The organism is Sulfobacillus sp. hq2 (assembly GCF_002903155.1).
Taxonomy (GTDB): Bacteria; Bacillota; Sulfobacillia; order Sulfobacillales; family Sulfobacillaceae; genus Sulfobacillus; species Sulfobacillus thermotolerans.
Map to the genome: position 1 here is coordinate 134,499 of NZ_NWUL01000034.1, position 24,359 is coordinate 158,857.

Genomic DNA, 24,359 nt, shown 5'->3' on the forward strand with positions numbered 1-24,359 from the left:
TAAACAGTTCTTCAAAAATGAACCAGCAATGCATCGCGCAAGATGGAGGATAGGACGTGGAAAGCATACAAATTGATCTATTACATGTGATTGGAGACGCCCCAGAAGGGCCATGGAGTGTCTTTTCCGTATCACGGGGCGAGGACACGGTGCTGATGTCCATGATTATTCCACGGTCTTTGTGGATGCAAATGACGCGTCACGATCCCTTTTCTTCTGAGATTACACTGATGGAGAAAATTGGGCAGGTAGCTATTACTAAGCGTTTGGCACAAGGACAAACCGCACAAAGTATCATCATTACCCCCGAAGACATACCTGGTGTGTGGCCCGCAGCAGAAGAACCGTGGGACGTGACGTTAAGACGCTGTCCAACGTGCCAGCAGCTGGTGCCAGCAGGCGAATTGCTCGAAGGATTAGCCAATGCCCTGCCTCCCGATTCACGAGGGGAAATCGAAGTGCGTGTACTGTGCCCTAAATGCATGACGTCAAATATTTTCCGGCTGACCCCGTGGGGCATCCCTCTTTAACATGGCATAATATGGTTAGAGAGGAGGGGTGTGGAAATGCCACAGATTTTACGCGAAGTGCCGGGCCATATCGTGCCTGGAGAATCATTGGCCTCATATCATGATCGGCTTGACCCACAGAGGACCGTCGAGTTTGCGATGGTATGGAGGTCCGCTGATGAAGCAGGCCTTGAGGCTCGGCTGCTGTCGGGCAGACCCTTAACGCGCGAGGAATTGGTGCAGGATTACGGTTGGGATGCCTTCGTGAAAGAGGCGGCGGTGCGGTGGCTCACCGCTGAGGGTGTGCACGTGACGCACGACAGTGCCTTTATTACATGGCTTGAGGGATCGATGGCGGCGATTGAAACCACTTTGCAAATTCGCTTTGTGGAATCGGGGGGGAAATTTATGATTGCCCAAGAACCCCGTGTACCGCAATGGCTATCTCCTGCGATTATTGGATTTGTTGGACTCGAAAATGTCTCCCAACTCTATCCCGGCTTCCGGTCTCCATCACGCGTCGATGCTCTGGCGAATAATGGGCAAGGATTTTTTCCCATTGATATTCAGACGGCGTATCAATTTCCTCCCAGTGACGGTACAGGGCTCACCATAGGGTTGCTGGAATTTTCAAATGGCTACAATGTTGAAGATGTTGGCGGGTTTTGGAGTCAATTTGGGATCCCTGCGCCCTCCTTGACGTTTGTCTCAGTGGATGGCACACCCAATGATGGAGGCGTCAATCCATGGGATCTGGAAGCGACCTTGGATATTGAATGGAGTGGGGCCATGGCACCGGGGGCTTCTCTGGTGGTTTACGAGGCGAGCGCGGGCAACCAGGATGCTGCGTTTGCACTGTCGGTGCTGAAGGCCTTGGAGTATGCCCGTAATGACACGGTTAACCATCCCAACATTCTGTCCATCAGTTATGGCGATGGTGAAACCCGCTTTCCTATCGCCACCATGCACGCTTGGGACAGCGTGGTTCGTAATAGCGCGGCTATCGGCATGACAGTCTTTGTTGCCTCTGGTGATGAAGGGGCCTATGGCCTTCGAGGACCCGGACGCCCTATTTGCCATGTGGATGCGCCAGCTAATTGCCCGCATGTGGTTGCCGTAGGCGGAACACACCTTGTGGTCAATGCAGCGGGGCAAATCGCGCAGGAGACGGGCTGGACCGATACGAATAACAATGGCGCCTCGGGTGGAGGGATTAGCCAAATTTTTCCTGTACCCAGCTACCAAGAAGGAATTCGATTGCCTGTCAAACCCGGTTACAAGAGAGGGCGCGGGGTGCCTGACGTGGCTCTTAATGCCGATCCCGACACGGGCTATGCCGTCCTCTTTCAGGGCGCATGGACCATCGTCGGGGGGACGTCTGTCGCGTCACCCATTTGGGCAGCGTTGTTCGCCCGTATTGCGCAAGAAGGCCTCGTTGCGAATCGAACGGTGTTAGGGTATGTGAATCCCCGTCTTTACCTGTTAGGCCCTACGCCTGCCTTTCGTCCAATTACGCAGGGCAACAATTCTTATGCAGGGGTGGTGGGCTATGAGTGTACCCCTGGCTGGAACGCCGTAACGGGATGGGGCAGCCCAGTTGGTGAACAACTGGCACAGGGGCTGCTCTGCTAGGAGAATGATTACTGTCCAGAAGGGCGTGCTATATAATAGTATGGGTATAACACGACTAAAGGACGGGCAGCGTATGATGACAGCGGAAGAAATCGGAGCACAATTTAAGGCGTTAGGCGACGTGACACGGCTGCGTATCTTGGCCTTACTGAGCCAAAGAGAGTACTGCAACTGTGAATTGGTGGATATTTTTGGAATTTCCCAACCGGCCATTTCGCGGCATATGGCGCGTCTTAAAGAGGCGCGCCTGATTTGTGAAACCCGCCACGGGCAATGGATTTATTACCGGCTGAATGCGGCCATGTTTGCTTTGGGCCAAGGATTAGAGGACCTGCTTAAAACTCTGTGTGAGACCGACTCGCTGGTGCGCCAAGCCTTGTTACACCCTCCCGCTTGTTCGGTTCCCGAACTTTCTTAAGGGGGCTTTTTGGCTTGGCGCGGCGCGCGTCATGGTCGATGCTTGTTAGATTTTTGACCGGAAGTAGGCGAACGTTTTTTCGAGGCCTTCTTCCAAGGACACCTTAGGTGACCAGCCCAGTAACGTCTGCGCTTTGGTAATATCGGGACAACGATTGGTGGGATCATCGGGCGGGAGCGGGCGAAATTCTGTGTGCAAGGGCACACCGCCGGCCTTCGCCACGGCCTGTGCAAAATTCATAATGGTGCGCTCTTCAGGATTTCCGATGTTAAAGACTTCTCCGGCTAGCCCTTCGCGGGTTGCTGCGGCATAAATTCCGGCCACTTCGTCTGAAACATAGCAAAAGCTGCGCGTTTGCATTCCGTCTCCGTAGACCGTCAACGCTTGGCCTTCCAAAGCTTGACGCACGAAATTGGGAACAACCCGGCCATCTTCAGATTGCATGCGGGGACCATAGCAATTAAAGAAGCGCAAAATCCGCAGATCAATGCCAAATTGGCGGTGATATTCCATCGCAATGGCTTCTCCATAGCGTTTTCCTTCATCATAGCAGGCGCGAACGCCATTGGGGTTGACATGGCCCCAATAGGATTCCACCTGCGGTGAGATTTGTGGGTCGCCGTAGACCTCTGAGGTAGAGCCTAAGACGAATCGTGCATGATATCGTTTGGCCAATTTTAAAGCATTTTCGGTCCCAATCGAATTGACGCGCAAAGTTTCCAGGGCCAGACGCCTGTAATGGACGGGGGACGCCGCGGAGGCCAGATGAATGACTACGTCGACCTCGGATAAAGGCAATATGGTCTCATCGGGATATTCGGTAATATCCCAGGTCAGTTTAAGCACATGCTCTGGTCCATGTTGCTCAAGGTTGTCCCAAGTTCCCGTCGACAAGTTATCGATGGCGGCGACAAAATACCCTTCAGCGACCAACTTGTCCACCAGATGACTTCCCATAAAGCCGGCTGCGCCGGTGACAATTGCAGTTTTCATCGTCAGTATCTCCTCAAATGCATGATTTTGGTTCGTTAACGGCCAATACCGCGGTAGCGAATGCCCAAGTGTCGCGCTTCCTTGGGGTCGTATAAATTGCGGCCATCGATAAGAATGGGCTGGGTCAAAGCCTGGGCTATGGTCGCAAGCGGTATGCGCTGGAACTCGTCCCACTCGGTGAGCACCACTAACGCGTCCGCTCCATCGAGAGCTTCTAATGCGGATTCACTGTAGCGTATGTCCAAATCGGGATATTGCTGCTGAATGTTGGTCATCGCCACCGGGTCGTAGACGGTTACGCGGGCATTTAGTCGCAGCAGCTCGCCAATGACGCTTAACGCCGGCGCATCACGCAAGTCGTCGGTGCCTGGTTTAAAAGACAATCCCCACAGGGCGATGCGACGCCCTTTCAGTGTCTTCAATTCGTCTTGAAGGCGTTTGACAACCAAAAGACGCTGGTCTTTGTTCACCTCTTGCGTGGATTCCAAAAGTCTCGGCTGATATCCGTATTCTTTAGCGGTATAAATTAAGGCCGAGAGATCCTTGCCAAAGCAGCTGCCACCCCAGCCGACGCCTGCTTGCAGAAACTTTGGGCCAATGCGCGTATCGAGTCCTATGCCATGCATGACCGTTTGAATATCCGCTCCGACACGCTCACAGATATTAGCCATCTCATTAGCAAAGGATATCTTCGTTGACAAAAAGGCATTGGCCGCGTATTTAATCATTTCGGCCGAGAGGCGGTCTGTTTTGATGACAGGTACCGGACCACGGTCTTGGGGGCGTGGCGTTTCGGGCGGCGCCACGAAACTTTGCGCAATGATGGGTTGATATAAGGTCGTCAAGCGGTCCATAGCCCAAGTTTCATCCGCCCCTAATACGATGCGGTCAGGATACAAGGTATCGTGTATGGCGCTGCCTTCACGCAAGAATTCAGGATTCGAGGCGACGGTAAAGAGGTCGGCAGGCGGTTTTGTTCCGTAGCGAGCTGACCATCCGTCTTCAATCCATAATTCAACCAAGTTGGCCGATCCGATGGGTACAGTAGCTTTGTTGACAATGACGTAGGAGGCACCAGATACCATGCCTTGACCGATGGCTAACGCCGCTTGGTGCACATATTCCAGATTCGGAGATCCATCGGCAAGAGGGGGTGTCCCTACAGCAATGAAGATGATTTCAGATGATGCGACAGCTTGGCTGGCTTGGGTGGTGGCTTGCAGGCGGTCGGTACCACGCACCCGCGTGAGCAATTCTGATAACCCCTGTTCGAAAATGGGGGGGACGGCTGCCATGATGTACTCGACTTTTTGTTCATTGACATCCACTAAGACCACGCGGTGGCCAAGCTCGGCGAGTACCGCCCCCGTGACGAGACCGACGTAGCCCGCGCCGAAAACCGCGACGTTCATACAGGTTCCTCCTTTTACGACAATAGCTGATGATAAGCGGCCATGGTGTTGGTCGCAATGACTTCTTGAGAAAAATGGTTCAGAACGCGCAGGCGGCCTTTCTTTCCTAGGCTTCGTCTCAAATCCCCATCAACAAAAATCGTCTGAAGAGCTTCCGCCAAGGCTGTGGGAGACTGCTCCGGCACAACCAGCCCAGCGTCTCCAATCACTTGCGGGATTTCTCCACTAGACGACCCGATCACCGGCACCTCGGTGGCCATGGCTTCGGTCAAGATGCGTCCGAATTGCTCTTTCCAACGAGCCGTGGTTCGCGAGGGCAGAACCAACACGTCGACCCCATTCAAGATTTGGGGCATGTCACCAGTTGAGACCCAGGGCACAAAGCGTACTTGATTGTCTAAATGCGCCTCGTGTGCCAGTTTCTGCCCGGTTGCTTGCCACGGTCCAGATCCTACGAATAACAGGGTCATGTGGGGATGTTGAGCTAACAGCGGAGCTGCGGCCATCCACAGATCATCCAGTCCCTTTTCTTCGATGAGCCGACCCATGTAACTGATAACGAATTGCCCATCAAGGTTCCAGATCCGTTTGGCCGTCTCTGGATCATGCGGCTGGTACAAACCCACATCACATCCGAATTGGGGAATAATCCACACGGGTTTGTCAAATCCTTTGCGGCGGATGACGTCTTGTGCTTCTTGGTTGCCGACTATCGCGCCGCGGGCGGTTTGAAACACCGTTCGTTCCATCAACGAAAAAGGCCACGGATAGTTCTTGTAGATATTCTGCCAGGCAAAGAAGATCGAGGGAATGTCAAGCCTCTTGGCAATACGAACCGCTTGATAGGTGACGCTGCTATAGGGTTCCTCATCGATGTGTAAAAGATCGGGCTGAAAGCGGCGGATAATCGACAAGAGCTCGGGATAGTAATGGAAATGATTGCGTCCATTAAGTCTGATAGGCGCAATGAACAGCGGATAGCTATGATCTTGAGGCCGGGGTTCGAAAGTGAGTGAACCCCACGCCGGTGGTACGACAAGCCCCACTTCAACCTGATTGTCTAGTTGATTGAGGTATTCGAGCTTGGTTCGGTAGCTTGCACTAACGCAGGCTTTGGAAATCATGAGTACACGCACAAAAAGGCCTCCTGGCTTATAAAGGACGGTCGCTTGAGGATAGACCGGAATCCCATGTGGCGACCATCCAGCTCTCAAAAATGGCTGTTTGGCGGGGACTGGGTTCTTTAACAGGCACGAGTTGCACCTTGTCAAACGGCTGCGTCCCTAAGACCAGTGATACGGACTGCAATTGGCCCCGGCGGAAGAAGTTCACGACCACGGTATCCCCAACGTGATGGTCGTATTGGATACGGTGTTTGAGATCATCTGCTGAGGCGATACGGTATCCATTTAAACCAATAATGTGGTCTCCTGCATTGAGCAGGGTCTGAGACGGTCCTGGGGCATAAACGGATTTGACGACAAGCTGATGCCCATCGACAATTTTTGTTTCAATGCCCAGCCACGGCCGAGGGCTTTGCGTATTATTGGATTCATGGCTTTCTTCCGCATCGTCGCCGGGTGTGTAAGAGCGTTCAATCTTCAGACCAGCGGTGAGTAACGCGTCTTCCAAAGGCAATGGATTAGGCTTATGGATATGGCGCGCAAAGAAGTCTTCAAAGGAACTCTGCGCGACTTCTTCCACGGTTTCTTGATAGACGGATTCTGGAAAACCAATGCCATGGGCGCCATAACGATCATACAGTCTACGTAAGACATCGTCCAACGATGCTTGATTGTCCGTGCGTTGGCGAATCTCTAAATCCAAGCAGGTGCCGAGAAGGTCTCCCCCGAGATAGTAGGACAGGGTGCGATTGACCGAATCCTCATCGGGCTTATACAGTTTAATCCAGGTATCAAAACTCGATTCGGTCAGCGATTGCACGAATCGACCGGGCTGTTTTTCATACGCTGCGATTTTTCTTCCTAGCCCGTCAAGATAGTCTTTGACAGAGTAAAGACCTGAGCGCCGCAAAGTCAAATACGCGTAATAGTCGGTGAAGCCTTCCATGGCCCACAAAAGGTGCGTGTAGACTTCTTTATTGTAATCAAAGGGCCCTAGCATGTCGGGATGAATGCGTTTGACGTTCCAAAGGTGGAAAAACTCATGGGAAATGAGACCTAAAACCCGCCGATAATTTTTCCACGGACGAAAGGCAAACCGCTCCACACCGCAGGTTGTCGAGTTGAGATGTTCTAATCCGCCGGTAGACTTGTCCATTAAATGTAAAATGAACGTGTAATGCTCGTAGGGCAACGAACCAAAAAGATCACGCTGGGCAATAACAATGCGCTTAACATCTTGCGTGAGTTTGTCCAGATCTTCATTACCGTGACCCCATACGGCAATGGTGTGCGGTTTGTCATCCACTTCGAATGTGCATACGGTGTGGGTTCCTACTTCAAAGGGGCTATCAATTAAGACGTCGTAATCGGCGGCGCGGTATTGTCCCCAGACATCATCTGCCCGGTCCAGACCTGTCGAAGCCTGCCAGCTGGGCGGCGCCTCGAGGCTGACATAGTACGGCGCGGCTTTATAATCATCGACCAACAAGAAGAGTTGGGCGCCGTTCCAGTAGGCGTGACTTTGGTCTAGATGGCTGGTCGCAACCCCTAGTTCAAAGGCGTAGACTTTGTAACGTACCTCCACCGCTTGGTCTTCAAACAGTTCGAATTCCCAAGTATTTTTGGACGCGTGGTGAACGCCAACGTCTTGCTGGTTGGCTTTTACGGTGAGATCGAAGAGATGACGGGCATAATCTTCTACTTCATAGGATCCCGGAGTCCATACGGGTAACGAGAGCGTGTGGCGTCCTTTGGGCAATTGGTCAATTTTAAGAGTGAGATGATAGACGTGGAGTCCCGGTTCCAGAAAACTGACGGTAAATGAAAATGTCGGAATCACAAAATATCCTCCTTTGATGTCCCCTGCGTGCATCCTGTTGTTATGTTAGCATATCCATTTTGTCATAAGCGTTGGACAAACTGGCCTAGGAGGGCTGCAGCGTGGGCTAGGGTGTCTTCATTTTCCGTCAGGGATACACGAATATAGCCTTCGCCCCGTTCCCCAAAGCCACGTCCAGGTGCGACGATAACGGCGGTGTGCATGGCAAGCTGTTCTGCAAACGCAACGGACGAGGTGCCAGCAGGAAGCGCCAACCATTGGAAAATGGACCCTTGACTTGGGGTTTGATTCCAGTGAGCAGCGCTTAGGGCGGTAAGAAAGCGGTCACGGCGCCTTTGATAGAGGTCGCGTAGCGCAGCAACCGATTCAGGGGGCGAGTCGAGCGCGGTGATGGCCGCTTCTTGAATGGCGCCGTACTGACTGCAGTTCAAGTGATCTTGTAGCGTTTCCAAATAGGCAATGAGGTCGGGATGACCGGCAGCGAAACCCAACCGGAATCCTGCCATATTGTAGGATTTCGATACCGTGGTGAACTCTATTCCGACATTTTTGCCGCCTGGCCGCGCTAATAGGCTAACCGCTTGTTGGCCATCATAGACGATGTCGCCGTAAGCTAAGTCATGGGCAATGACCGTATGGGTCGCTTCCGCACGGGCAATGACGCGATCCAAGAACGAAGCCGGGGCGAGTTGACCAGTCGGGTTGTTGGGATAGTTTAAAAAGGCGAGGCGCACCTGATCCGTGAGGAAGTCCACGTCAGGTAGCCAAGAGTCCGGCGACAAAGGCCACGGAATCATTTGACCGCCAGCCAAGCGAATTCCGGACCAATAGTCTGGATACCCTGGATCAGGCACTAAGGCCATATCACCGGGATTCAAAACGGCCAGGGAGATTTCTTGCAGGCCAATTTTACTGCCGATTAAGATGGCGACTTCCCGTTTCCAGTCTAAGGTTACGCCGTGACGTCTCGCATACCAACGGGCCACTGCCTGCTTGAGTTCTGGCAAGCCTGTAAAGGGAATGTAGCGTTGGTACCGGGGATTGTCAGCTGCTCGCTTTAGGGCAGCGACAATGGGTTCCGGCGTGGGTTGATCGGGATTGCCTTGGCCCAGATTAATGACCGGACGGCCCTGGGCTTTCAGTTCGACGGCAAGATTGACCAATCCGGCAAAAAATTGCTGGGGCAGACGGGTAATCCGGTCGGCGGGTTTCATCAAAATCAGACCTCTCTGACATCTGTAATAGATCACGCGCTGGTAATGGATATTTACGCTGTCCATTATACGAAATTCTTGCAGTTTCTTCGTCACGGCAGAAGCGAAATTCCTTGAAATGTGTGGCGCTCATCCATTGGACACACGCAAAAAAGCTCCCCAGAATTTCTGGGGAGCTTGGATGAAAGGGTTAACTCCTATTCGTGAAGATACTCACGCCACGAGGTGTCCTCCATCAAGGGATTCCATAACGTCACATAGGGTCCTTGAACGAGGGTGGCTAACACGCGGTCGTGTTGCGCACGGTATTTCGTATTAATGACCACACGAGAAATACCCATCATGGCGGAATTCAGATCTTGCCACTCCATGTGGACAATATATTCAGTAGGCGTGGCTTTGGCATCGAGTAACTGGAAATTGCCTTCTTTATTGCGCGGCGGGTATTCACCGGTGGTTTGCAGAGCTTGGTGAAGACCTTCGGGATTTAACTGAAAACTGCCGATAGCGGAAGCGCCAATTTGTTTCAGCACCATGTAGCCTAAGAAGCCCGGAGCTTTTTTAAACATTTGCATGAGGTCCTCGATGGCCGTTTCAAATTCTTGCTCACGACCAGGGATAATGCGGTGGTCAGACCCCGCAATGACGCGTTGGCCGTAAGGCATCGAAACCGCATCGGGCGTCTGCCCGGCCATAAAGGCCGCGCCGAGCCTGGAGGGGACGTCGGTCATCGCCATGTTATCGGGCAAATCAGAACTGGTGATTTCGTACAGATTTTCCCATGGTCCTTCAATAATCATACCTAAGCAGTTAGCACAGAGCCGAAAAATGCTGTCGAATTGCTCGTAGTGCATTTCCTCATGGTCCTGCCAGTTTTTCCACATCGTGTACTGGCGAATGCCTAACGGGTTTAGCTCTGCGTGCATGTCCATCTTTGCGGCACCGTATCGTCCGCCCATTGGGAATACACCGATTTGCACGTGGTTTTGAAACCCAACAAATCCGGAATGATTGGCGGTCACCATGCAGACCTTGGGACCTACTGATTCAAACATGTTAAAACTCGAAGGTTGATTGACAATTTTGGCGTCATTAATGGCCACAATTGGACGCGGCATACGGTACCCTCCTCTTAAATGTAAGAAATGTGACACTATGCTCCACTTCGAAAGAACTAGTTCGTTTTTGGATTCTCGTCTTGACGTATTGAACGCTTATCAACCGAGATTAAACTCGGTAAAACCCATTATAACCGCTGATTACGAAAATGATCAACGCGTATTAAAAAATATCGAAATCGAAAATGGGATTTTTCGGCGTCTTGCTGGTCCGCTTGACCTGTGACAGAATCACAGAAGTGGGATGTAAATAAGGTGTCGATCCGGTGGCGTGGGAATCGTAGCTTTTCAAGACGGGCAGAGAGCGTCCGCCCTTGTGGCGGTATGCTACGTTTTTATGGATTGAAGCACTGAAAGAGGCGGAACATGGTTGAAGATGTCTGGATAAGGCCGGAGCAGGAGAAACGCGGAGAAGAAATGGGGCTTAGCGCCTGGACGCGGATATTGGCGTATGCCGCTCTCGTCGTTTCTGCGCAAATTTTGCGGTGGGGCCTCTTTGTCGCGCATGGTTTTGACTTGGGCTACTATCAACAAGGCATGGCGGCGTTGGTGCATGACGGGTTAGGTGCGCGTTCGACATACACAGGGCAAGCGGTTTTAGCCAAAAATCATGCGTGGTTGTTGGTGGTCTTGGCGTATCCGGCGACGTGGTTGGGCACCGGTTTCTTATTTCTCGTCGAAACGCTGGCGTTAGCGTCGGGTTATTTTCCTTTGATGCGCATTGCACGGGCGTGGACGGTGCCCCGTGAGGTGGCGGCGTTTGTGGGAGCGCTTTATCTTTTGAGCCCGTTGGTGATTGCCGGTAATCTGTATGACTTTCATATGAGTGTTTTGGCCGTGCCGCTGGTGCTGTATGCGGTGCAGGCATTGATGGAACGCCATTGGGGGCAGTTCGTTGCCTTTTTGGTGCTCTTAACTGGTTGTGGCAGTAAAGCGGCGATCGCGGTTCTGATGGTTACGCTCATCGCTGCCGTGCGGCGTCAAACATGGTGGGTGGGCTTGGTGGCGATAGGCGGCGTCTTGGCATGGATGTTCTGGGGACTTAACATCCGCTTAGACCGTTTGAGTGCTCTGGGCTGGATAACCGTACCGGTCTCGCACACGCTAACGATTCGCGCCGTCCTTTACGCCCTCTGGGTGCTTGCGCCGTTTCTGGTCGTACTCGGAGCCTTGAGTGTTCAAAGAAAAGCGTTTCCGTGGAGCTTTTACGGAGTTTTGGCCTTGCTCTATTTAGGGGGCAATATGCTGTCGGCCCTGCCCGCGTCCACCTCTCCCTTTGATCAAAAGTCGGCTCTCATCGCCCCCTTTTTATTACTGATGCTTTTAGATGTCGCGGCACGTGATCGTCGACCTTGGCCATTTCAAATTCGAGCGGCTGGCATTTTTGCGACAATGGGCTTGTTGGTTCTCATGGGTTTTGATTTCTATCATTCTGCGTGGAAAGTGCGGCCGAACAACACAATGGCCATCGAACAAGCTTTAGTCGCTGTACCGAAGAACCACCCCATTTATGCGCAGAATAATGTGTTGCCTCATTTGGGGTTTATTATCAACCAAGTGCCTTTGCAACGCTTCAATCTTGCCCATGTACCAATCGGGTCAGCGGTCATCTGGGATACACAATTTCACGATGATACGACGCCCCCTTCGGTCTACCGCACGTTATCAGCATTGATGGCTAACAAGCGCCGCGCACGGGTTGTGTTCGACAAAGGCGGCGTGGTCGTGTTTGACGTCATAGCGTCAAGATAAGGCGTGTTGGCATCAAAGTAGGGCTTGAACCGGTTTTTTACTGTTGGTTACGATTGTCCAATAATGTATCATCTGAGCGAAGATGCGACAACGCGAAGGGGCGAACATGGTGTCACATTCTGTACGAATTGAGGATCAGGAGGCTAGGGCACCCCGCCTATCTCCCATTCAAAGCCTGTTATCGAGGTGGAAGACTGGTTGGCACCAATTGCTATTGGGCATGGAATTGACGCGCAACTTGGCGGTGCGTGATGTTGAAACACGCTACAAGCATTCCATTTTGGGGTTGTACTGGGCCATTATCAATCCGCTGGTCACGGCCGGCATTTTTGGCTTTGTTTTTGGAGTCATTTTTCACGAATCGAGCAAACCAATTCCCTATGTCGTGTTTATGCTGACGGGGATTACGTTTTGGAACTTTTTTGCGAATGGCATCATGTCTGCGGTGGGGAGTGTCTCGGGGAACGCCTCACTATTAGCGAAAATTTATTTTCCCCGGATTGTATTGCCGACGGCGGCGGTTCTAGCCCGATTTATTGACTTTTTGTTCTCACTCGGCGTGCTGATTGTGTTCATTATTCTCTATGATACGCCGATTCATTGGAGCACCTTATGGATTCCTGCGCTGTTGATTTTGCAAGTGTTGTTTACCCTAGGCATTGGCTACTTGGTGGCAGCGTTGAATGTTTTATACCGGGATATTAACCAATTGATGGGGCTCTTGCTATTGGTATGGATGTATTTTTCTCCGGTGATGTATCCGGTAACGAATTTGAAGCCTAGTTTGCGCAGTATTTTGTTGATGAATCCGATTGGGAGCATTTTGCAAATGGAACGCGACGTGATTTTTACGGGCCACTTGCAATACCCTCAGTTCGCCTACAGTGCGCTCGCGTGGACCGCCTTTGTTTTTATTGCGGGCATTCGGGTATTTCGTCATATTGAGCCGATGTTTTCTGAGGTGATGTAAATGGCTCATATTGAGGTTGAGCATGTCTGGAAACGCTTTTTGCTGCGCAAAGACCGCGCGGACAGTGTGGGGCAATTGATTACGCGCATGATTCCTAGACGGGGCCAAAAGCCGCCAAGCGAGCCCTTTTGGGCTTTACGCGATATTTCGATTGATATGCCACCGGGCCACTCCTTTGGGATTGTCGGCAACAATGGCTCTGGCAAGAGCACGCTACTAAAAATTCTCACCCGCACGATGAGCCCCACGCAAGGACATGTGCGTCTTCATGGGCGTGTATCGGCTTTGGTGGAATTGGGTGCGGGTTTTCACCCTGATTTTACGGGCCGGGAAAATGTCTATCTTAACGCATCGATCTTAGGGATTGGGCGCAAGGCCATTGAGGCGAAAATGGAAGAGATCATTGATTTTGCTGAAATTCGTCCGTTCATCGATACGCCTGTCAAATATTATTCGTCTGGAATGCATGCGCGGCTAGGCTTTGCCGTCGCGACGAGCGTGGATCCCGAAATTCTCATCGTGGATGAGATTCTGGCCGTGGGGGATGAAGCGTTTCAACAAAAATGTATGGACCGCATTTTTCATATGAAGCGCGAAGGTACGAGCATTCTTCTTGTGTCCCATGACTTGTCGTCTATTGAACGGTTAATGGACCAAGCGGTATGGATTAACAAAGGCGTTATGCAGAAAACGGGGGCCCCACGAGACGTCGTTTTGGCTTACCGGCAAAGCTTGATGGGCCAAACTTCGCAAGGGACTCCAGAGCCAGAAGCTACGGTGGCGCATCCAGGGCCTATCCAAGTCGCCCAGGCGTTTTTGAAAAGCCAGGGCAAAGCAGTGGATGCATTGGTCTCTGGAGATCCGGTATCGGTGACATTAGATCTGCGCAATGACAGCGCCGAGGAATTTGTGGGACACGTGAGCTTAGTGCTCAGGCGCCCCGATGGATTAGAGTTAGCAACATTTTCTACGGTGCTCGATGGCGTCCCCATTCGCCTCAAGCCAGGAATGAACCGGGTGAGCGTGGATATGGCGCAGTTATTTCTCACGAGCGGGGCCTATGATGTGACGGTGGCCATTTATGACCAAAATGGCCGCAGACTCGACGAATGGCCGGGCGTATTGCCTGTGCGAATTCAGGCCTTGCGCAATAGTCCCGGGCTCTTGGTGTTGCCGCACACATGGAGGATGGATTGACGTGACCACGACCATTGCCATGGATGCACGCTATGGGCTGCAGAGTCCCCGACGCGGTATCGGCGAATATGTGTTTCAAACCTTGCAGCATTTAGGGGATATGCCTCGCCGCTACGATCTTCACCTCTTTGGCGACGAGAGTGCCGATATGCAAGTGGTTCAAGCCTTGCGAAGCTACTACCGTGTCGACATTTTGCGGGCACCCAATTTTTTTCTCTGGGAACAGCAGGCATTTCCGGCAGCCATTCGTGCCTATGCGCTGGCACATGGCACAGCCAATATGGCGCCGTTGGTGTCACGGGTCCCGGTCATCATGACGGTGCATGACGTGATTGAGTTCAAACGCGGCCAGGTCTTTGGCGGGCGAATTCCCTTGCGCCATCATATCAGCCGATTGTACCGGATGAATGCCCTTCAGTGGCTTGCGCGGCGGGCTCCTCTCATCTTTACGGTCTCTCACCATGCGGCCAGCGATATTCATCAAGTATTGGGGGTGAAGGCCGACCGCATTGTGGTGACCCCTTTAGCACCGAAATATCCGATACGCCCGGCCTCATGGCCTAAAGAGCCCTATGTGCTGGCATTAGGCGCCGCCGACCCGCGCAAAAACACAGCGGCTGTTGTGAAAGCGGCAAGATACATCACGGCCCAAGGGATAGCGGTCAAGATCGTGGGGGTCGAGCGTCAAGCGTTGGCACCCTTGCAGGATGCGGCTTCTGGCAATGCGCGCTTGGAAGTATTGGGAATGGTGGACGATGCCACATTGGCGCATTTATATCAACAGGCAGGATGTTTTTTATATCCCAGTCTTTATGAAGGCTTTGGACTGCCCGTGCTCGAGGCTATGGCTTTGGGATGTCCAGTTGTGACGGGCAAGAACAGTTCTCTTCCCGAAATTGCGGGGCCTGCCGCTTTATTAGTAGATACCTCCGATCCCCAGGTTCTGGCTGAAGCGGCCTTAAGCATTGTGCAAGATCCGGTAAAGCAACGGCAACTGATTGAAGCAGGACAAGCATGGGTTCGTGCGTTTTCATGGAAAAAGACGGCGGAATTGACCCATCAAGGCTATGAACGAGTGCTGCATGAGGTGGCGAATCGGTGAATATCCTGATCGCCAGTCGAGAATTGCAAGGCGTTACGGCATCGGGCGGCATTGGCGTCTATGTGCGTCAGTGGGCCCAGGATCTGGCGCAGGCGGGCCATGAGGTGCGGATTTTGAGTAAAGGACTTGCGTCCCAAGGCACGATGATTGATTCAGTCGCGGTCGACTTCGTTCAAGCCGATCCCAGGTTTCGCGATGAGGCTATGGGCTACGCTTTTGCCTTATATGAAAAAATTTTAGCGTTGACCTCTTCTCAACCGTGGGATCTTATTGAGTTTCCCGACTACCTGGCCGAGGGATATTTTACCATTAAGGCCAAACGTCTCTTGGGTCAATTTGCTCGCACCACATTAAGGGTCCATGGACACATGTCCTTGGAGCTGTGTGATCGCATTAACCAAGAAATCCCCCGTAGCGATAGACAGCGGATTTATGCGTTAGAGCGCTACGCGATGCAGTATTGTGATGTGCTGACGGCGCCTTCCGTTGGTTTGGCTGAAATCTATGAAGACCAATTTAAACGGAACGTTTTGGTCACGCGTCACCCATTACCCAACTGGCAGCCCTTGGCGGGAAAACGCGAGCGAAAAGGGCCGGCGACGTTGGTCTATGTGGGGCGCTTGGAATACCGAAAAGGGATTGATTTACTGCTCAGGGCATGCCTTCCATTGTGGGAGAGCCAAATGGATTTTCGGCTCCAACTCATCGGTCAAGATACCCATTACCGAGGTCAGTCTTTTCAACGGTATTTGCTGTCCAGCCTGCCTTCAGAGTTTTGGGACCGGGTGGAGTTTGTCGGGACGGTGAACCGCGAGGCTCTGCGTGATTATTATGCTCAGGCCCATGCTGTGGTGTTTCCCAGCCGTTTTGAAAATTGGCCGAATGTCTGTTTGGAAGCGATGCGCATGGGCGTGCCTATCATTGGGTCGAAATGGGGGGGAATGCGAGAAATGTTGGAGGAGGGCGCTGGCATTTTGATTAATCCCGAGCACCAGCCCTCTTTTTCCGTCGCCATTGCGCAGGTATTGACCGATTCCGAGTTGGCGAACACATTGGCGGAAGCCGCTCAAGCTCGGGTGGTCGCCTTACAAGCGGATCCGGATGCGGTGTTAGCCAAGATTGTGAAGGAGCTTCCGCCAACCCGAAAAGGTGGCATACCCCCTTACCCCCAGCGTTTGAGCGTGATTATTGAACCCCAAAGCGACCATGGTGAACCCGAGATGGTGAAGTCGCTCGCAGCTAAGGCCTTTGTGGAAGAAATTATGGTCGCGCAGTGGCCTAAGGCGCTTTCTCTTCCCGATCATGTCGTGTGGCGTGAGGAGGCACGTGATCCGTGGAGTGCAGCAGAAAATGCGCTAGGAGATTTTGTGGTGGTCATAGGCAATGGCGAGCAGTGGGCATGGGATTTTCTAGAGCAGGCGGTGAAGACCTTGGCGTGTGTCCCAGAGCTGAGTGCGGTGTACGGTTGGGTTGAAACCGATGCAGGCATATTGGAGGTGCCAGAGGATCTTGACCTCACGCGCGTGCTGGTGCCAAGCCAAGCTTGGGCTCGGGGGGTTGTGCGTAAAAAAGTATTGGCGGCTCCTGCAGAGGACGCACCAGCGGGCGTACTGCCACAGTGGGATATGCTGATTTCTTTGGCGATGCAGGGCTTAAAGGCGGAGCTGCTGCCGACAACGAGTGTCCGCGGCCTGAGGGTAGACGATGACAAGATCGGGCTCATGTGGGAGCAGCATGCCGAGTTGCTGGGTCAAAGTGGCTTGGCAACCCTCATTGCCGTAAAGGATCCATCGCAGCCGTATGGTCTTTTGCGCCCCGCATGGTTAAGAGGTATGGCGCGCCTTGCGCCGCCGAGACTTGTACGGTGGGTCAAACAATGGCGGAAGGAAGAAGGCGGGCGAGGGTGATTCGGGTAGGCGTGGATGCGCGTGTGCTCTCCGCACAAGTACAAAGGGCTGGAGTCGCGCAATATATTGCAGAAATTCTAAGGGATGGCGAAGACGTTTCTGATGTTGCCGTTACCGCGTTGTCGTATGAACAAGAACAGTGCCGGGTGGGGAAAGTGCCCATTGACGTGATTCGTCTGGTGCCCGGTGTGCCATGGCAAAGTGTGTTGTTGCCCAGTCATTTGGTGCGGAAGCGATTCGATGTCGTTCATGGACCCGCATTTAGCATTCCGCCGTCTTTTTGGGTCAAAAGAGTCGTGACGGTGCACGACGTTGCATTTATGCGCATGCCACACACGGTGCGGGCGGACACCGTTCATTATTTACAGCGGGTGGTCAAATATGCTGTGCATCATGCGGCGGCGATTATTGTACCCTCCCACGAAGTGGAGACTGATTTAGTCAAGTTGTGGCCGAAGACGGCTTCTCGCATTCGAGTTATTCCCTTAGGAGCGGACCGGTTGGCACATGTTTCCCCTACCTCTGGCTACCGGCTGGATGCGCCCTATTTTTTGCATATCGGCACGATTGAACCGCGAAAAAACTTGACGTTTTTGTTAGAAGCCTTCGCCTATGCGGTAAAAGACGGCCATCTTCCTCATCATTTGGTCTTGGCAGGGGCGCGGGGCTGGAACAACGAAGATTTTTGGGAGGCTTTGCGCCAATCTCCTGTGGCGAACCGGGTTCATGTCTTGGGATATGTAGATGACTCGCAGAGCGTACAACTCTATCAGGATGCGGCCGTTTATGTTCAGCCCTCCCATTATGAAGGATTTGGTCTAGGGGCCTTAGAAGCCTTGTGGTTTGGGGTGCCTACCGTGGCGTCGCCTACGGGAGCCGTGCGTGATGTGCATGTGGCCGGCTTACAGGTCGTTGAGACCCGTGACGTGGCGGTATGGGCGCATGCCATGCAGCAGGCGACGTCCCTCTCGCGTGCTGGGGTTCGTGACGCACTGCCGACATGGAGGGAGACCAGGCGTCTGCATTATGCGTTATACCGGGAGGTCGCCCAGACATGAACCTATCAGACGTGTCGGTCATTATCGTGAACTATAACGGGGCGAATGTTCTGCCGAGAGCGGTGGCCTCTATCTTACGCCTGGAGCATCAGCCCGGGGAATTAATTATCGTAGACAACGGCTCGACCGATGATAGCCGGGAGTTTGTAAAGGGCCTGCATGAGCCTCTCATTAAACGGGTGCTTTTGCCCACCAACCATGGGGTGGCAGGGGGACGCAACGCGGGAGTGGCACTAGCGTCGGGGAAAATTTTAGCGTTTTTAGACAGTGATGGGGAAGCTACAGCCACGTGGTTGCCTGGATCGTTAGCCATGCTGCAAAACGCGCCGAGGGCTGGGGCCATTGCGCCTTTAGTCTTAATGAACAACGGGACGACGATTAATGGGGCAGGATCGGTGTTAGATTCTTCTGGGCACGGGCGAGATCGCCTCTGGGGAGAACCTTTAGAACCGTTCCGGCAGGTGCTGGAACAGTGGCGAGGACAACCTGTCGACTATCCCATGGGATGCGGCATGGTCGTTCGCCGTGATGGTTTAGAACCGGTTTGGCCACTCGATGATGCGCTTCCCAAATGGCATGACGATACCGAAATTGGGTTGCGCATTAGGCGCTTGGGATATCAGGTGCTGTTCAATCCCGATGCTACCGTGCTCCATCATCCCGGGCACTCAGATCCCAAAGACCAAGGCGAGCGCCAGCGACTCGCCGAACTAGCGCGTTTGCGGTTGTTGTGGAAGTATTACCCGATCAAGGTCGCGCTGTGGCAAAGCGCGTATTATACGCTATTTGCGGTGACCGGATCGCGCCAACGCTTTCAAAATTGGCGCGATTTGCAGACGATAGCGGTGCATTTCTGGCAAAATGCAGGGAAAATTAGACATGTACGCCGAAAATGGAAAATAGTGTCTTGAAAAAGACTGTAAAATCTTTATCCTCTGGCAAGCATCTGCTATCATTGACACACAACGTGTCAAATCGAGTCTCACGAGGTGTAGAAGTGGATATTGCGACAATGCAGACGGTTGGTGACGCGATTCGCGCTATACGCCTCGGTCAGGGGCTAGAGCAGGAAGATTTGGCCACCGATGGCATTCCGGTTCAGGTGATTGATCTCATTGAGAAGAATCTATGCTGGCCTCCTCAAGAGTGGCTGAATCATTTTGCCCAAGTTTTTGGCTTACCGGTCTTCTCTAGTCAGACGTCTAACCAGTCGATGTACCATGCGGCCCAGTTGTTGTGCGATGAAGGACTAAAGTGCAATGAACGCGGTGATCAGCCCAACGCGGCGGATATGCTCATGAAGGCATATGACATGATCATGGCCTATCAATTTTATGACTTGCTGCCCCAAAGTGTCCCCACGTTATTACAGGTCTTGTCGTTATCGGGTCGGGGAGAAGATGCTGTACGTGTCGGCATGCACGCGGTGACCTGTATGCCGCCTGGGTTCTGTCAGGCGCGCCGTGATGTGTTGATTCGTACGGGGGCGGCCATGATGGGCATTAATGATTTTGCCAGGGCAATTGATTTGTTTGATGAAGTCCTTAATGAACCGACGACAGATTCCGTGACGGCCATCAAAATGCTGCTCAACAGCGGAACGTGCTATATGAATATGGGAGAGTTTGAGCAAGCCCGCCACCTTTATGGGCAGGCTTTGGAAATTGCTGACGAACTGCAAGAGCCCTTTTGGTTGGCATGGACCTATATTAATTTAGCAGCGGTTGAGCTTGAACAGTACCAGGCGGTGCCGGCTATTTTACCCTACTTAGACCGTGCCGAGCAGTTAGCGATCGAAATGGACAATGTGGCCGTTTATGCAGCGGCAGTGCATGACCGTGGCGCGTACTATCTCTATGCAGGAAAGCTTGGCTTGGCTCAGCGCTTGATTGAAAATGCGGTGGAGTATCTCGGCGAGGAGAGTGCATCGGCGGCGTACATTTTAGATGATCTCGCCCATGTCTATATTCTGCGGGGTTTTTGGCGCAAGGCTGATGAAACGATTGCGCGCATGATGAAGATTGCCGATGAGATTCATGCCGTCCGGGTGCGTGCCTTGGCGCATCGTCGGCAAATGCAGAAGAGTGCGCGCATGGGCAAACACGATGACGCCGAGAAATATTTCCTGCAAGCGATGGACGGATTCTTGCAAGCCCGTCACGCCTTTGATGCGCGAAGGACCTTGGAGTTGTGGCAAAAATTGCAACGACCGTGTGCGGCTTTTGGCGAATAAAGAATAGCATTCTTAATCGATCGTTCTCACAAGGCGGGAGGGGCAGACTTCAATCCCCTGTGAGAGACGACAGGCTTGTTACCTCCCTCATCACCGTTCCCTCTTATTGCTGCAATGTCTGAGCCTTATGCCACGAAACCGCGGAACTCGAACAGAATAGGGCAGTGAAATGTCCTGACGCGACGAAGAATTGCCAGATAGGCTGCAGCAGGAGAAAATAGAGGGGGAGGGATAGTTATGGCGGTCATTGACTATGGATCAGGTATTTACGCGATTGATCTGTTGGAAGAAGGGAAGCCATTTCGCTCGAGTGCCTACCTGATTAAAGACAAGCAACTGGCTTTGGTGGACACGGGGTCTGCACGAAGTCACGAGACGCTTTTAGCGGGCTTGCAGGAAGTGGGCGTCAGCCCTCAAGACATTGATCACATCATAGTAACCCATGTGCATTTAGATCATGCGGGAGGGACCGGACAAATGATGCAAGCAAGTCCCCGCGCTGTGGTTCATGCCCATGCTCGGGCAGCAACGCATTTGATTGACCCCTCTCGGCTGGCTCAAGGAGTGCGCGCTGTTTATGGCGAACGGACCGATGAGTTATTTGGTACACTGGTGCCGATCGAGGCGCGGCGGGTTGTGGTTGAAGGGGATGGCGCGCATTTAAAGCTTGGACGGCATACCCTGACCTTTTATGATACGCCCGGCCATGCTAAGCATCATTTGTGTGTTTGGGACAGCGAAAGTCAAGGCTTATTTAGTGGGGATATGGTGGGGATTCGTTACCGTCCTGAATATACCGGGTGGGACTTTGTCTATGGATTTCCCACGACGTCTCCGGTCGACTTTGATCCGGAGGTGATGCTTGAGTCGCTCGCCCGAATGGAAAAGTTAAAGCCTCAAAGAATATTTCACACGCATTTTGGGGAGACCACGCCGGCCGCGGAGGCATTTCATTTCACGCGGCGGGGTGTGGAGTATATTCGCGCATTAATCGAACAATTGCCAGATAACGTGGAGTATTCTATGATTCATGAAGCTTTGCAGCAGATTGTTCTGCAAGACATTAAACGGCAAGGGCATCATGTCCAAAACGTGAATCCGCTCGCTTTGGACATGATGTTAGATGCCCAAGGGATTTTGGTGTACATACAGAAGAAAGCTGCTGGAAAATTATAGAAGGGGTGATGTATGATGGCGCGTATCATTTGTATTCCGGTGACCGTATCGGGTGAAGTGGAGCCCAGGTGGGGAAAAGCTCCTCGGGTGGCATTGGCTACTGTCGAGGGTCACCAGATTGCGGATTGGACTGAAGAAGACGTGCATTGGGATACGCTCCATGATGAAGGAGGCGAGGGCAAACACCATGCGCGTATTGCCCGCTTTCTCATGGACCACCATGTGACCGACGTGGCGGCTAATCACATGGGGCCAGGAATGGAGCGCATGTTGGGTTCTATGCGGCTTAAGGTGTATCTGGGTGTTGAGGGAAATGCCCGCGCCGTCGTGGAGCGCTTAGCCAAAGAGGCGTGAACACAAGGGCGATCCTCATCGCCCTTGTGTTTTCTGAGACGGGGGAATGACAGTCAGGATGAAACATGTGATTATCGGCGCCTCAGGCCAAGTCGGTGGGTATTTGTTCAAGGAGTTGGCCACGCGTCACGAATCGGTCGTGGGAACGAGTTGGACTCATACGGCACCGGGCCTGCGGTCCTTAAATATGGAAGATGAGAAGGCAGTCATCCAGCTGCTAGATGGGGAGCACCCTCATGTGGTGTGGATTCCCGCGGCATTGCCGGATGTCGATCGTTGTGAGCGGGAACCTGATGTCAGCTACCGTTTGAATGTTCAAGCGCCTGGGCGGGTGGCTGAGCTTGCAGCGCAGAGGGGCGCTAAGGTGGTCTTCTTCTCGACAGACTATGTTTTTGATGGGGAAAATGGTCCCTATTCCGAAGGCGATGAGGTCCATCCCCTGCAAGTCTATGGACGCCATAAGGCCGAAATCGAAAACTTTTTACTGTCAAATGTTCCGCGTAGTGTGATTATCCGCCCAGCTTGGATTTATAGCCAAGATGCCAATCCGCGCAACTTTGTATACCGAGTGGTGCAACAGCTGAAACAAGGCGCTGTCGTGAAAGCGGTTACGGACCAGTGGAATACGCCGACGCCCAGTGACGGCTTAGGGAAAATGGCATGGCAGGCCGTCGTCGACGATTTTGTAGGGGTTTTGCATGTGGTCGGGCCCGAACGCTTATCACGGTATGAGTTGACCGTTCGTATCGCTCGTAAGTTTGGATTTTCTGCTGAGCAGGTGGAACCCGTGACAACCGAGGCTTTTCATTTAGAGGCGCAAAGGCCTTTGAATGGGGGACTGATTACGGCCTACAGAGACTACCGTATGGAACCGGGGAGAGATTTTTCTCCCGTCTTTTGATGGCGAGAGGCGACTTTTAAGATGAGGATCTGCTGTCTTGACAACACAATAAAGCCCGCATGATAACAGCGGGCTTTATTGTGTGCGTGCTGGGATGGGGATGAATTAACCCAAAATCTTTAGCACCATGCCAGGCAGCGAATTTGCGGAAGCCAGGGCTTGCAGTCCTGTTTGCTGCAGAATTTGCTCTTTAGCAAAGCTGCTCGTGACCTCCGCCATATTGGCGTCCATAATGGTCGACTGGGCGGCTTGCAGGTTGGTATTTTCGGTGTTGAGGTTCTCAATGGTGTAATTCAACTGGTCTTGCTGAGCTCCAATTTGGCCTTGGGCGTTGGTCAACATCGACAAGGCGTTGTTCGCCAAGGTAATGCCGTATTGGGCATTTTGAGTACCCACCACGTTGATGTTGGAGAGTCCTAACGTCACACTGTTGAATGTACCCAAATTGGTGCTGACTTGGTCTGCGGGCTGGTCATTGGGACCGACCTGGAAGGTCAACGGATTGGTGGCCGCCACGACCGAGAAACTCAGAACCGTGGGTGACGTCGAGGCAGAAACTGCAGATGGGTCAAAATTGACCACAAACGACGCATTGCTCACCGCATTAGAGTCATTCGAGGTGCCTAATACGAACTGGGCCGTTTCGGGCGTCGTGGCCGTTGAGCTGACGTTGCTCACAACGTCTGTTCCCGCGAGCGAACCGTTGGCATATAAGCTAATCGTGGCCAAGGTGCCGGTGCTACTGTAGTCGATGGACACTGAGTAGGAACCCGACGCACCACCGCTGTCAGCGCCCAGCGTGACGGTAGCGGTTCCCGCGATTGCGGACGATGCATTGAGGGTGGCCCCAAAGCCATTTTGTCCATTTAATAAGACTTGGTTGTTGTAGTTGACAGAGTTCGAGTTGTTGTCGAGCTGCGTCAGCAGTTTATTAATCTGGTTTTGCAAATCTTGTTGGTCCTGAGACGTTTCGGTGCTGTTTGAAGCTTGCGTGGCTAATTGTTGAATCTGCGTCACAATCTGTACATCGTTTTGTATTCCGCCGTTAGCCGTGTCAAGCAAGTTTAGCGCTTGGTTCGCGTTGTTGACACTGGCGTTAATCCCGCCAAGCTCGCCGCTCATTAACGTGGAGATCGCGAGTCCTGCAGGGTTGTTGCCCGGCGAGTTGATTTGATATCCGGTAGACATTTCCTGTTCTAAATTCGATAGGGCGTTGGTGGTGTTATTCACCGCGTTCTCAGCAAAGAGAGCCGAAACGTTTGTGTTGATAATCATGGGTTTTTCCTCCTTGAGAATGGTCAGGTTTCGTTCCTTCGAAACCGTTGTCTTAGGAACCCTTTCGGTGCAATTCCCATGCTTATCATACGCACTTTTCTTGCGGAAACCAAATTCTTGAGAGGAATTGTTGATATAAATTTTGTTTCCATATGGAGGTCCATGTACACTGAT

The 24,359-nt window shown here is 52.5% G+C and carries 21 protein-coding genes; 14 read left to right on the top strand and 7 right to left on the bottom strand.

All coding sequences use genetic code 11. From position 1 onward, the window contains the following. The first annotated feature begins 56 nt into the window (after window positions 1–56). From CO251_RS10240 to CO251_RS10250, 3 genes are all read left to right on the top strand, one after another. The gene (locus tag CO251_RS10240) at window positions 57–530 is read left to right on the top strand and encodes a hypothetical protein (RefSeq protein ID WP_242968542.1); all 474 of its coding nucleotides are present in this window, start codon (window positions 57–59) and stop codon (window positions 528–530) included. Between the two features lie 36 nt (window positions 531–566). Next, complete coding sequence (locus tag CO251_RS10245) at window positions 567–2,141, top strand: S8 family serine peptidase (RefSeq protein WP_103375715.1); 1,575 nt, start codon at window positions 567–569, stop codon at window positions 2,139–2,141. Window positions 2,142–2,214: 73 nt separating this feature from the next. Then, window positions 2,215–2,559: a helix-turn-helix transcriptional regulator gene (locus tag CO251_RS10250; protein WP_103375716.1), complete on the top strand. Its 345-nt coding sequence runs from the start codon at window positions 2,215–2,217 to the stop codon at window positions 2,557–2,559. A 45-nt stretch (window positions 2,560–2,604) separates the two neighbouring features. Here the strand turns inward: CO251_RS10250 and CO251_RS10255 are convergent, their stop codons facing one another. The 6 genes from CO251_RS10255 to CO251_RS10280 form a co-directional block, all read right to left on the bottom strand. Then, complete coding sequence (locus tag CO251_RS10255) at window positions 2,605–3,552, bottom strand: NAD-dependent epimerase/dehydratase family protein (RefSeq protein WP_103375717.1); 948 nt, start codon at window positions 3,550–3,552, stop codon at window positions 2,605–2,607. Window positions 3,553–3,587: 35 nt separating this feature from the next. After that, window positions 3,588–4,964: a UDP-glucose/GDP-mannose dehydrogenase family protein gene (locus CO251_RS10260; protein WP_103375718.1), complete on the bottom strand. Its 1,377-nt coding sequence runs from the start codon at window positions 4,962–4,964 to the stop codon at window positions 3,588–3,590. Between the two features lie 14 nt (window positions 4,965–4,978). After that, window positions 4,979–6,100, bottom strand: coding sequence for a glycosyltransferase family 4 protein (locus tag CO251_RS10265; RefSeq protein ID WP_103375719.1), 1,122 nt, complete (start codon window positions 6,098–6,100; stop codon window positions 4,979–4,981). Window positions 6,101–6,116: 16 nt separating this feature from the next. Further along, entirely contained in the window at window positions 6,117–7,928 is a 1,812-nt protein-coding gene (locus CO251_RS10270) for a M61 family metallopeptidase (protein ID WP_242968543.1), read from the bottom strand. Between the two features lie 62 nt (window positions 7,929–7,990). Next, complete coding sequence (locus CO251_RS10275; RefSeq protein ID WP_173677099.1) at window positions 7,991–9,142, bottom strand: aminotransferase class I/II-fold pyridoxal phosphate-dependent enzyme; 1,152 nt, start codon at window positions 9,140–9,142, stop codon at window positions 7,991–7,993. A 197-nt stretch (window positions 9,143–9,339) separates the two neighbouring features. After that, entirely contained in the window at window positions 9,340–10,260 is a 921-nt protein-coding gene (locus CO251_RS10280; protein ID WP_103375722.1) for a sulfur oxygenase reductase family protein, read from the bottom strand. Window positions 10,261–10,626: 366 nt separating this feature from the next. Here CO251_RS10280 and CO251_RS10285 point away from each other — a divergent pair, with 366 nt between their 5' ends. The 11 genes from CO251_RS10285 (at window position 10,627) to CO251_RS10335 (ending at window position 22,910) form a co-directional block, all read left to right on the top strand. Next, window positions 10,627–12,012, top strand: coding sequence for a DUF2079 domain-containing protein (locus tag CO251_RS10285; RefSeq protein ID WP_103375723.1), 1,386 nt, complete (start codon window positions 10,627–10,629; stop codon window positions 12,010–12,012). Between the two features lie 106 nt (window positions 12,013–12,118). Then, window positions 12,119–12,982, top strand: coding sequence for an ABC transporter permease (locus CO251_RS10290; protein ID WP_173677095.1), 864 nt, complete (start codon window positions 12,119–12,121; stop codon window positions 12,980–12,982). Beyond that, on the top strand, window positions 12,983–14,179 hold the full coding sequence (locus CO251_RS10295; RefSeq protein ID WP_103375725.1) for an ABC transporter ATP-binding protein: 1,197 nt from the start codon (window positions 12,983–12,985) through the stop codon (window positions 14,177–14,179). It abuts the gene before it with no gap. Window position 14,180: 1 nt separating this feature from the next. Beyond that, complete coding sequence (locus CO251_RS10300) at window positions 14,181–15,281, top strand: glycosyltransferase family 1 protein (RefSeq protein WP_158246285.1); 1,101 nt, start codon at window positions 14,181–14,183, stop codon at window positions 15,279–15,281. Continuing rightward, complete coding sequence (locus tag CO251_RS10305; RefSeq protein ID WP_103375727.1) at window positions 15,278–17,188, top strand: glycosyltransferase family 4 protein; 1,911 nt, start codon at window positions 15,278–15,280, stop codon at window positions 17,186–17,188. The genes CO251_RS10300 and CO251_RS10305 overlap by 4 nt, the downstream gene beginning before the upstream one ends. Continuing rightward, the gene (locus CO251_RS10310) at window positions 17,185–18,246 is read left to right on the top strand and encodes a glycosyltransferase family 1 protein (protein WP_158246286.1); all 1,062 of its coding nucleotides are present in this window, start codon (window positions 17,185–17,187) and stop codon (window positions 18,244–18,246) included. The genes CO251_RS10305 and CO251_RS10310 overlap by 4 nt, the downstream gene beginning before the upstream one ends. Next, window positions 18,243–19,157, top strand: a complete 915-nt coding sequence (locus CO251_RS10315; protein WP_158246287.1) for a glycosyltransferase family 2 protein — start codon at window positions 18,243–18,245, stop codon at window positions 19,155–19,157. The genes CO251_RS10310 and CO251_RS10315 overlap by 4 nt, the downstream gene beginning before the upstream one ends. Before the next feature lie 86 nt (window positions 19,158–19,243). After that, window positions 19,244–20,479, top strand: coding sequence for a helix-turn-helix domain-containing protein (locus tag CO251_RS10320; protein ID WP_158246288.1), 1,236 nt, complete (start codon window positions 19,244–19,246; stop codon window positions 20,477–20,479). 237 nt (window positions 20,480–20,716) lie between these two features. Continuing rightward, window positions 20,717–21,655: an MBL fold metallo-hydrolase gene (locus CO251_RS10325; protein WP_103375731.1), complete on the top strand. Its 939-nt coding sequence runs from the start codon at window positions 20,717–20,719 to the stop codon at window positions 21,653–21,655. Between the two features lie 12 nt (window positions 21,656–21,667). Further along, window positions 21,668–22,009: a NifB/NifX family molybdenum-iron cluster-binding protein gene (locus CO251_RS10330; RefSeq protein WP_242968544.1), complete on the top strand. Its 342-nt coding sequence runs from the start codon at window positions 21,668–21,670 to the stop codon at window positions 22,007–22,009. Between the two features lie 58 nt (window positions 22,010–22,067). After that, on the top strand, window positions 22,068–22,910 hold the full coding sequence (locus CO251_RS10335) for an SDR family oxidoreductase (protein WP_242968545.1): 843 nt from the start codon (window positions 22,068–22,070) through the stop codon (window positions 22,908–22,910). A gap of 105 nt (window positions 22,911–23,015) precedes the next feature. On the opposite strand, the gene CO251_RS10340 is transcribed toward CO251_RS10335, so the two are convergent. Beyond that, complete coding sequence (locus CO251_RS10340; protein WP_103375733.1) at window positions 23,016–24,185, bottom strand: flagellin; 1,170 nt, start codon at window positions 24,183–24,185, stop codon at window positions 23,016–23,018. Between the last annotated feature and the right edge of the window lie 174 nt (window positions 24,186–24,359).

What these genes read in the sequence shown, in the direction of transcription:
- CO251_RS10245 (WP_103375715.1), top strand. Translation starts at nt 567, where the DNA reads ATGCCACAGATTTTACGCGAAGTGCCGGGCCATATCGTGCCTGGAGAA.
- CO251_RS10250 (WP_103375716.1), top strand. Translation starts at nt 2,215, where the DNA reads ATGATGACAGCGGAAGAAATCGGAGCACAATTTAAGGCGTTAGGCGAC.
- CO251_RS10255 (WP_103375717.1), bottom strand. Translation starts at nt 3,552, where the DNA reads ATGAAAACTGCAATTGTCACCGGCGCAGCCGGCTTTATGGGAAGTCAT.
- CO251_RS10260 (WP_103375718.1), bottom strand. Translation starts at nt 4,964, where the DNA reads ATGAACGTCGCGGTTTTCGGCGCGGGCTACGTCGGTCTCGTCACGGGG.
- CO251_RS10275 (WP_173677099.1), bottom strand. Translation starts at nt 9,142, where the DNA reads ATGAAACCCGCCGACCGGATTACCCGTCTGCCCCAGCAATTTTTTGCC.
- CO251_RS10280 (WP_103375722.1), bottom strand. Translation starts at nt 10,260, where the DNA reads ATGCCGCGTCCAATTGTGGCCATTAATGACGCCAAAATTGTCAATCAA.
- CO251_RS10285 (WP_103375723.1), top strand. Translation starts at nt 10,627, where the DNA reads ATGGTTGAAGATGTCTGGATAAGGCCGGAGCAGGAGAAACGCGGAGAA.
- CO251_RS10290 (WP_173677095.1), top strand. Translation starts at nt 12,119, where the DNA reads ATGGTGTCACATTCTGTACGAATTGAGGATCAGGAGGCTAGGGCACCC.
- CO251_RS10295 (WP_103375725.1), top strand. Translation starts at nt 12,983, where the DNA reads ATGGCTCATATTGAGGTTGAGCATGTCTGGAAACGCTTTTTGCTGCGC.
- CO251_RS10315 (WP_158246287.1), top strand. Translation starts at nt 18,243, where the DNA reads ATGAACCTATCAGACGTGTCGGTCATTATCGTGAACTATAACGGGGCG.
- CO251_RS10325 (WP_103375731.1), top strand. Translation starts at nt 20,717, where the DNA reads ATGGCGGTCATTGACTATGGATCAGGTATTTACGCGATTGATCTGTTG.
- CO251_RS10330 (WP_242968544.1), top strand. Translation starts at nt 21,668, where the DNA reads ATGATGGCGCGTATCATTTGTATTCCGGTGACCGTATCGGGTGAAGTG.
- CO251_RS10335 (WP_242968545.1), top strand. Translation starts at nt 22,068, where the DNA reads ATGAAACATGTGATTATCGGCGCCTCAGGCCAAGTCGGTGGGTATTTG.
- CO251_RS10340 (WP_103375733.1), bottom strand. Translation starts at nt 24,185, where the DNA reads ATGATTATCAACACAAACGTTTCGGCTCTCTTTGCTGAGAACGCGGTG.